The organism is Intrasporangium chromatireducens Q5-1, from assembly GCF_000576575.1.
GTDB classification, from domain to species: domain Bacteria; phylum Actinomycetota; class Actinomycetes; order Actinomycetales; family Dermatophilaceae; genus Intrasporangium_A; species Intrasporangium_A chromatireducens.
The window spans coordinates 1-6,344 of sequence record NZ_AWQS01000217.1; the positions used below are offsets into that span (position 1 = coordinate 1).

8 protein-coding genes and 2 tRNA genes are annotated in these 6,344 nt (G+C 70.6%); 4 read left to right on the top strand and 6 right to left on the bottom strand.

Annotated elements, in window-relative coordinates:
- Positions 1 to 145 precede the first annotated feature (145 nt).
- Positions 146 to 655 carry a hypothetical protein gene (locus tag N864_RS17855; protein ID WP_240474388.1) on the top strand — a complete coding sequence of 170 codons (510 nt, stop codon included), beginning with the start codon at positions 146 to 148 and terminating at the stop codon, positions 653 to 655.
- A gap of 46 nt (positions 656 to 701) precedes the next feature.
- Here N864_RS17855 and N864_RS17860 read toward each other — a convergent pair whose 3' ends face one another.
- Positions 702 to 998: a DUF2087 domain-containing protein gene (locus N864_RS17860; protein ID WP_034720168.1), complete on the bottom strand. Its 297-nt coding sequence runs from the start codon at positions 996 to 998 to the stop codon at positions 702 to 704.
- 106 nt (positions 999 to 1,104) lie between these two features.
- Here N864_RS17860 and N864_RS17865 point away from each other — a divergent pair, with 106 nt between their 5' ends.
- A complete protein-coding gene (locus tag N864_RS17865) occupies positions 1,105 to 1,734 on the top strand; it encodes a cytidylate kinase-like family protein (RefSeq protein ID WP_051518764.1) in 630 nt (209 codons plus the stop codon).
- Positions 1,735 to 1,799: 65 nt separating this feature from the next.
- Here the strand turns inward: N864_RS17865 and N864_RS17870 are convergent.
- Positions 1,800 to 1,870: transfer RNA gene (locus tag N864_RS17870), tRNA-Gly, on the bottom strand.
- Positions 1,871 to 1,973: 103 nt separating this feature from the next.
- On the opposite strand from N864_RS17870, the gene N864_RS17875 reads away from it, so the two are divergent.
- Positions 1,974 to 2,047 (top strand) — tRNA-Pro (locus N864_RS17875).
- A gap of 59 nt (positions 2,048 to 2,106) precedes the next feature.
- Here N864_RS17875 and trmB read toward each other — a convergent pair.
- From trmB to N864_RS17895, 4 genes are all read right to left on the bottom strand, one after another.
- Positions 2,107 to 2,823 (bottom strand): tRNA (guanosine(46)-N7)-methyltransferase TrmB, encoded by a 717-nt coding sequence (gene trmB, locus N864_RS17880; RefSeq protein ID WP_051518765.1) that lies wholly within the window; start codon positions 2,821 to 2,823, stop codon positions 2,107 to 2,109.
- 79 nt (positions 2,824 to 2,902) lie between these two features.
- A complete protein-coding gene (locus N864_RS17885) occupies positions 2,903 to 4,015 on the bottom strand; it encodes a PP2C family protein-serine/threonine phosphatase (RefSeq protein ID WP_034720172.1) in 1,113 nt (370 codons plus the stop codon).
- A 50-nt stretch (positions 4,016 to 4,065) separates the two neighbouring features.
- Positions 4,066 to 4,548, bottom strand: coding sequence for a ribose-5-phosphate isomerase (locus N864_RS17890; protein WP_034720174.1), 483 nt, complete (start codon positions 4,546 to 4,548; stop codon positions 4,066 to 4,068).
- An 8-nt stretch (positions 4,549 to 4,556) separates the two neighbouring features.
- A complete protein-coding gene (locus N864_RS17895) occupies positions 4,557 to 5,186 on the bottom strand; it encodes a mycothiol-dependent nitroreductase Rv2466c family protein (protein ID WP_034720177.1) in 630 nt (209 codons plus the stop codon).
- A gap of 153 nt (positions 5,187 to 5,339) precedes the next feature.
- Here N864_RS17895 and N864_RS17900 point away from each other — a divergent pair.
- The coding region (locus N864_RS17900) for a M1 family metallopeptidase (protein ID WP_034720179.1) at positions 5,340 to 6,344 on the top strand (1,005 nt) is incomplete at its 3' end.

A 6,344-nucleotide genomic window follows, 5' to 3' on the forward strand; every position in this document is an offset into this window, starting at 1 on the left:
GGGTTGCGGCCGCGGGACGGCCTCGGATTCGGGAGTCGGCCACTCACGAGGAGCCACCGGCAGCACGCCATGAGGGCATGACGCACCGACCCACCATGCTAGCCGCCAGCGGGGGCGAGCGATAATTGCGCCTATGCTCGGCGCCATGTCGGCCATGCCTGCGCCCCTCGGCGACCGTCTCCGGATGCTCCAGCTGCTCACCGGCACGATCGGCGGCGGTGCCGTGCTCGTCGCGCTCGCTCGCGTCTTCATCGACACGGCCGCGCCGTGGCCGGCCTGGTGGCAGCTCGGCCTCGTCGTGGTCGCACTGCTCGGCTCGGCCGTGCTGATCCGCCAGGTCGGCTACGCCGTGCCCGCCCTCCCCCGCGGTCTGCCGGAGGAGAACGCTGCGGAGACGAGCATCCGCTACTTCAGCTCGACGACCGTCCTGCGTGCCGCGATCTGCGAAGCGCCCGTCTTCATCGCACTGTTCGTCTCGGTCCTGCCGCCACGCAGCTGGCTGCCGCTCGTGCTCGCCGTGCCGGGCGCCGCGGCCCTCTTCTGGACGCACGCCTGGCCGTCCGCGCGCACGGCCACCGCGATCGCGGAGGGGCTGGAGCGCGAGGGGGCCCCCAGCCACCTGCCAGAGGCGCTCGGTCTGCGCGGGGCGAGCTGAGCGGCATACGGTATGCCGCTCACCCGGCGACGCCGGCAGCGCGCAGTCAGCTCGTCGTCCCTCCCGAACGCCAGTACTCGCCGTCCCGTCGGTCGAGGAACCCCTCCTCGACGAGGTAGCGGCGCAAAGCTGCGACGTCCGGGTGGAACGGCCGCAGTCGAGCGTTGACCTCCACCTCGTCGTAGCGCTCGCCCGGCTCGAACTGCTGGGCCAGGTGGTCGAGGACGACGAGGCGCTTGCGCAGCTTCGTCGGGATCGAGCGGAGGCTGCCGTCGGCGGCGAGAAAGGCGCGCAGGACGGCGTCGCGGTCCTTGAGGGCGTCCAGCAGGGCGGGTCGGTCCATGTCGCCACGGTAGGCAGTCGGCGGGCGAGGGCGAAGCGGTTTTCCGGTCGGGGTTGCACAAACCCTCCCGGCGGGCACGATGGACGTCAGGCCCCAAGGAGGACAGATGCCCGAGCCCAGCCCGATCCGGCCAAAGCCAGTCGTCACGCTCTTCGAGTCCTATGGCTCCGGGGCGGAGTACATCGGCCCGCGCGTCGCCGAGGCGCTCGACCTGCCCTACCACCAGCAGGCCTTCTCGTCCGAGGAGCTCGAGCAGGAGGAGTCGGAGCGGGAGAAGGAGGGCGTCCTGTCACGGGTCCTCGTGGCGATGGGGATGAGCACCGGCGAGGCCGGGGCCGGCGTGCCGACGGCCCAGCAGGACCGGGTCGAGCTGGTCAAGCAGAACAGCCTGACCGTGACCGAGTGGGCAGAGCAGGGCGGGGTCATCGTCGGGCGCAACGGCGCCTTCATCCTGGCGGGACTCGCATCGGCGCTGCACGTGCGGCTCGACGGCCCGGTCGAGCAGCGCATCGAGCGGGCCGCCGGCGAGCGTGGGATCACCCTCGAGCGCGCGGCGCGCCGACAGAAGCGCGAGGACCGCGTGCGGGTCGAGATGTCGCGCGACCTCTACGGCTTCGACCCGGCCGACCCGCTCTCGTATGACCTCGTCCTCAACACGGGGCGGCTCGACCCCGACACGTGCGTCGCGATCATCGTCGCGGCGGTCCGGATCAGGGCCGGGCTCGCGTCCCCCTGACCCTCGACCTGACGCCGGGGACGACGACGGGGCGCCACCCGTGTGGTGGCGCCCCGTCGGTCGCGAGCGGGCGACGAGAATCGAACTCGCGTAATCAGTTTGGAAGACTGAGGCTCTACCATTGAGCTACGCCCGCGGGACCCGGTCGTGACCCGGGCCATCGAGGCGCTAGCCTACTGGTCGCGCCCGATCTTGACGAAATCGCCTCGGCCGCTTGATGAGGCGTCGTGACCGGGCCGCGGGGCATGGCGCAGTTTGGTAGCGCGTCCGCTTTGGGAGCGGAAGGTCGCAGGTTCAAATCCTGTTGCCCCGACGCATCGAGGCCGGGCATCTCGCGACGAAGTCGCCTGATGCCCGGCCGCACGCGTGCGGTCAGACGAGGTCGAGGCGCAGCTCGTTAATCCTGCGCCCCGCGGCAATTCCCTTGGCCTCGAAGCCGTCTCGCGGCCGCCATGTGGGCCGGTCGAGCCTGGACGCGGTCCACCGCGGATGCGCCGCCACCTCTGCGAGCACGTGCTCGGCGTAGAAGTCCTGGTCGGTCGCGATGAGGACGTGCCCACCGGGCTTGAGGACCCGGGCGAGCAGGTCGAGGTTGGTCGGGCTGACGAACCGGCGCTTCGTGTGCTTCTTCTTGCGCCACGGGTCGGGGAAGAAGAGGTGGATGGCGTCAAAGGTGTGGTCAGCCACCCGCTCCTCGAGGAACACCACGGCGTCGCCCTCCTCGACCCGGAGGTTTGGCACGCCGGCCGCATCGGCCTGCGCGAGCGCGCGGGCGATGCCGGGAGTGTGCACGTCCATGGCGAGGATGTCGTGGGAGGGGAAGTGGGCGGCATACGCGATGGCGGCGTGCCCGTGGCCGCAGCCGATCTCCAGCACGAGCGGGGCGACGCGACCGAAGGCCGCCTTCTGGTCGAACGGGCCAGCGGGCAGCGCCCGCGCCGGTCCGAACTGTTCGAGGCGCTCGGTGGTCAGCGGCGAGAGGCGGCCGCGCCGCACGAAGGTGCGGACCCGAGCGGGCGTCACATCGGCGGGCAGGTCGGTGGGCACGACGTGCGGCTTGCGACGGTAGGACTGCGGTTGCTCGGTCATCGGAGCATCGTAATGACGCGGTGACCGGAGCCCCCTCCCACCCGCCACACGGTCGTGGGGCCTGGCTGATTCGTGGGACTCAGCGGCGCCAGATCGTCACGACGGCGCGGTCGTCGCCGTGCCCCGCGGCGGCCTGGTCGCAGAGACGCTGGGCAAGCCCCTCGAACCCCTTCGTCACGTAAGACTCGGCGCGCCCGAGCATCCGGTCGATGCCGTCGACCAGGGCGGTGTCGCGGGCCTCGATGACGCCGTCGCTGTAGAGCACGAGGGCATCTCCGCGGCGCAGCATGCCCTCCTCACGGGGGAAGTCGGCGTCGTCGATGACGCCGAGCAGCGGGCCACGCCCACCCTGCAGCATCACCCAGCGGCCGGACCCGGCCGAGAACTGGGCGGCCGCCGGGTGGCCGGCGTAGCCGATCGAGAACGTGCCGTCCACGAGGTCGACGGCCACGTGGACCGCCGTCGCGAACCCCTCCGGCCACCGCAGCCGCAGCAGGTGGTTGTTCGCGGAGCGGAGGAAGCCGCATTCGTTCATCTCACCGAGCAGCCCGCCGAGGGCCCCCGAGAGGAGCAGGGAGCGGGTGCCGGCGTTGCGGCCCTTGCCCGAGACGTCCACGAGGGCGATCTCGAGGGTCCGGCCGTCCGTCGACCTCGTCGCGACGACGAAGTCGCCGGCGAACCGGTCACCGTAGGCCGACTCGAGGGCGACCTCGGCACCCCACGTGGGAGGCAGCGGTGGGAGCTCGCCCTGCGCTCTGAGCCGGTCGCGCATGTCGACGAGCATCGACTCGCCCTTGACCCCGACGAGCCCGACCTCCGAACGCGCCCGGGCCAGCCACATCATGAGGACCATGAGGAGGAAGGTGACGACGATGGTGCCCACCGTGGCGGTCTTGCGGTCACCGAGGACGCCGCCCACGACCACGATGTCGGCGGCCACGCCGGCGTACACGACGAGGAGCGGGAGCGGCTCGAGGAAGAGGCCCGCACCCACCACGATGAGCGAGTACGCCGCCCAGGGCATGTACGGCGGCCACGCGAGCACGGCAAAGCCCGTGAGCGCCGTCGCGGCGAGGAACGTCAGGACGAGCCCGGTCCGCGAGCGCTCGAAGCGCGCCGCGAAGTCACCCAGCCTCCGCATCCGCCGGGCGGACAGTCGGGGGTGCCGTGTCAGGACGCTGTGCGTCGCCAAGCCTCCACCCCTTCGCGGATGCCCCACCTCAGGCCGGCTTCCCCGGAGCGTCAGTCCCCCGACGCCCCGGGCAGAGCCGGCAACTCGCCGCTCTTCTCGTACGCCGTCACCATACCTACGCGCCGCGCGTGGCGCGGTTCATTCGTGAAGTCCGTGGACACGAAGGTGTCGACGATCTGCCTCGCCACGTCGTCGGAGGTGAACCGGGCCCCGATGGAGACCACCTGGGCGTTGTTGTGCTCTCGTGCGAGGGCCGCCAGCTCCGGCGACCAGGCGAGCGCCGCCCGGATGCCGGCGACCTTGTTGGCGGCCATCTGCTCGCCGTTGCCGGAGCCGCCGAGCACGACGCCGAGCGACCCTTCCTCGGCCGCGACCGCCGTCGCCGCCCGCAGGACGAACGGCGGGTAGTCGTCCTGGGCGTCGTAGACCGCGGGGCCGTGGTCGACGACGTCGTGGCCGGCACCGCGCAGGTGCTCGACGAGGACCTGTTTCAGCTCGTACGCGGCGTGGTCGCCGCCGATGTGGATGCGCACTGGGGTCCTCACGGCTTGGCTGCGTCGAAGATCGGGCCGACGGTGCGGGTCCGCTTCAGCTCGAAGAAGCCCGGCGTGCCGGCCACGAGGACGCAGCCGTCCCACAGGCGACCGGCATCCTCCCCCTTCGGTGACGGGCTGACGACCGGCCCGAAGAAGGCGACGCCCTCGACGGCGATGATCGGTGTGCCGACGTCCGTGCCGACGAGGCTGATGCCCCGCTTGTGGCTGCGGCGCAGGGCGGCGTCGCCGGTCTTGTGGTGGGCCGCCTTGGCCAGCTCGGCCGGCAGGCCGACCTCGTCGAGGGCCTCGGCGATGATCTTGTCGAAGTCGTGCATCTTGCGGTGGTGGATGCGCTCGCCCATGGCGTCATAGAGGGGCTTGATGACCGACTCGCCGTGCTCCTCGGTCGCGGCGATGATGACGCGCACCGGGCCCCACGCGTTGTCCATCAGCTCCTGGTAGGCGGCGTCGAGGTCGTGCCGGTGCTCGTTCAGCACCGCGAGGCTCATCACCGACCACGTGACGTCGATGTCCCGGATCTTCTCGACCTCCATGAGCCACCGGGACGTCATCCATGCCCAGGGGCAGATCGGGTCGAACCACATCTCAACGCTCTGACGCCCGTTCGTAGTCATGACGTCATCATGTCAAAGCCCGCTCGGCGGCCCCGCCGGGGATGGCCGGGTGAGACTTGGGACTTCTCGTGCGAGGATGTGTGCCGCGACACGGCCGTCCGCAGAGTGAGACGGCGCCGCAAACCCACCCGTCTGACCAAGGAGGCCACCCTCGTGCCCGGCACCAACCTGACCCGCGACGAGGCCGCGCGCCGCGCCGAGCTGCTCCATGTCGACAGCTACGACGTGCGGCTGGACCTGACGACCGGGCCGGAGACCTTCCGGACGGTCACCACGGTCACATTCGACTGCACGCAGCCGGGCGCCGAGACCTTCATCGACTTCATCGGGGGGACGGTGGAGCGGGTCACCCTCAACGGCGACCAGCTCGACCCCGCCGAGCTCTTCAAGGACTCCCGGATCGCCCTGCCGAACCTGCAGGCCACCAACGAGCTGACCGTCGACGCGACCGGCCGCTACACCAACACCGGCGAGGGCCTGCACCGCTTCGTCGACCCCGTCGACAACGAGGTGTACCTCTACACGCAGTTCGAGGTGCCGGACTCACGGCGCATGTACACCGTCTTCGAGCAGCCCGACCTCAAGGCGAGCTTCCGCTTCACCGTGACCGCCCCCGCCCACTGGAAGGTCATCTCCAACTCCCTCACCCCCGCGCCGACGCCCGCGGGCGTCGCCGACCACGTCGAGAAGGCCACCTGGGAGTTCGAGCCGACGCCGCGGATCTCCTCCTACATCACGGCCCTCATCGCCGGGCCGTACGACGAGGTCCGCGACGAGGTGCAGACCCGTGGCGGCGTCGTCCCCCTCGGCGTGTACTGCCGCAAGTCGCTGACCCAGTACCTCGACGCGGACAACATCTTCGACTGCACCAAGAAGGGCTTCGCCTTCTTCGAGAAGGAGTTCGACCAGCCCTACCCCTTCGCGAAGTACGACCAGATCTTCACGCCCGAGTACAACATGGGCGCGATGGAGAACGCCGGTGCGGTCACCTTCACCGAGATCTACGTGTTCCGGTCGAAGGTCTCGGAGTCGAAGGTCGAGCGCCGCGCCCTGACGATCCTGCACGAGCTGGCCCACATGTGGTTCGGCAACCTCGTGACGATGAAGTGGTGGGACGACCTGTGGCTCAACGAGTCGTTCGCCGAGTGGGCCTCGACG

What these genes read in the sequence shown, in the direction of transcription:
- N864_RS17895 (WP_034720177.1), bottom strand. Translation starts at nt 5,186, where the DNA reads ATGACTACGAACGGGCGTCAGAGCGTTGAGATGTGGTTCGACCCGATC.
- trmB (WP_051518765.1), bottom strand. Translation starts at nt 2,823, where the DNA reads ATGACCGAGCAACCGCAGTCCTACCGTCGCAAGCCGCACGTCGTGCCC.
- N864_RS17865 (WP_051518764.1), top strand. Translation starts at nt 1,105, where the DNA reads ATGCCCGAGCCCAGCCCGATCCGGCCAAAGCCAGTCGTCACGCTCTTC.
- N864_RS17860 (WP_034720168.1), bottom strand. Translation starts at nt 998, where the DNA reads ATGGACCGACCCGCCCTGCTGGACGCCCTCAAGGACCGCGACGCCGTC.
- N864_RS17855 (WP_240474388.1), top strand. Translation starts at nt 146, where the DNA reads ATGTCGGCCATGCCTGCGCCCCTCGGCGACCGTCTCCGGATGCTCCAG.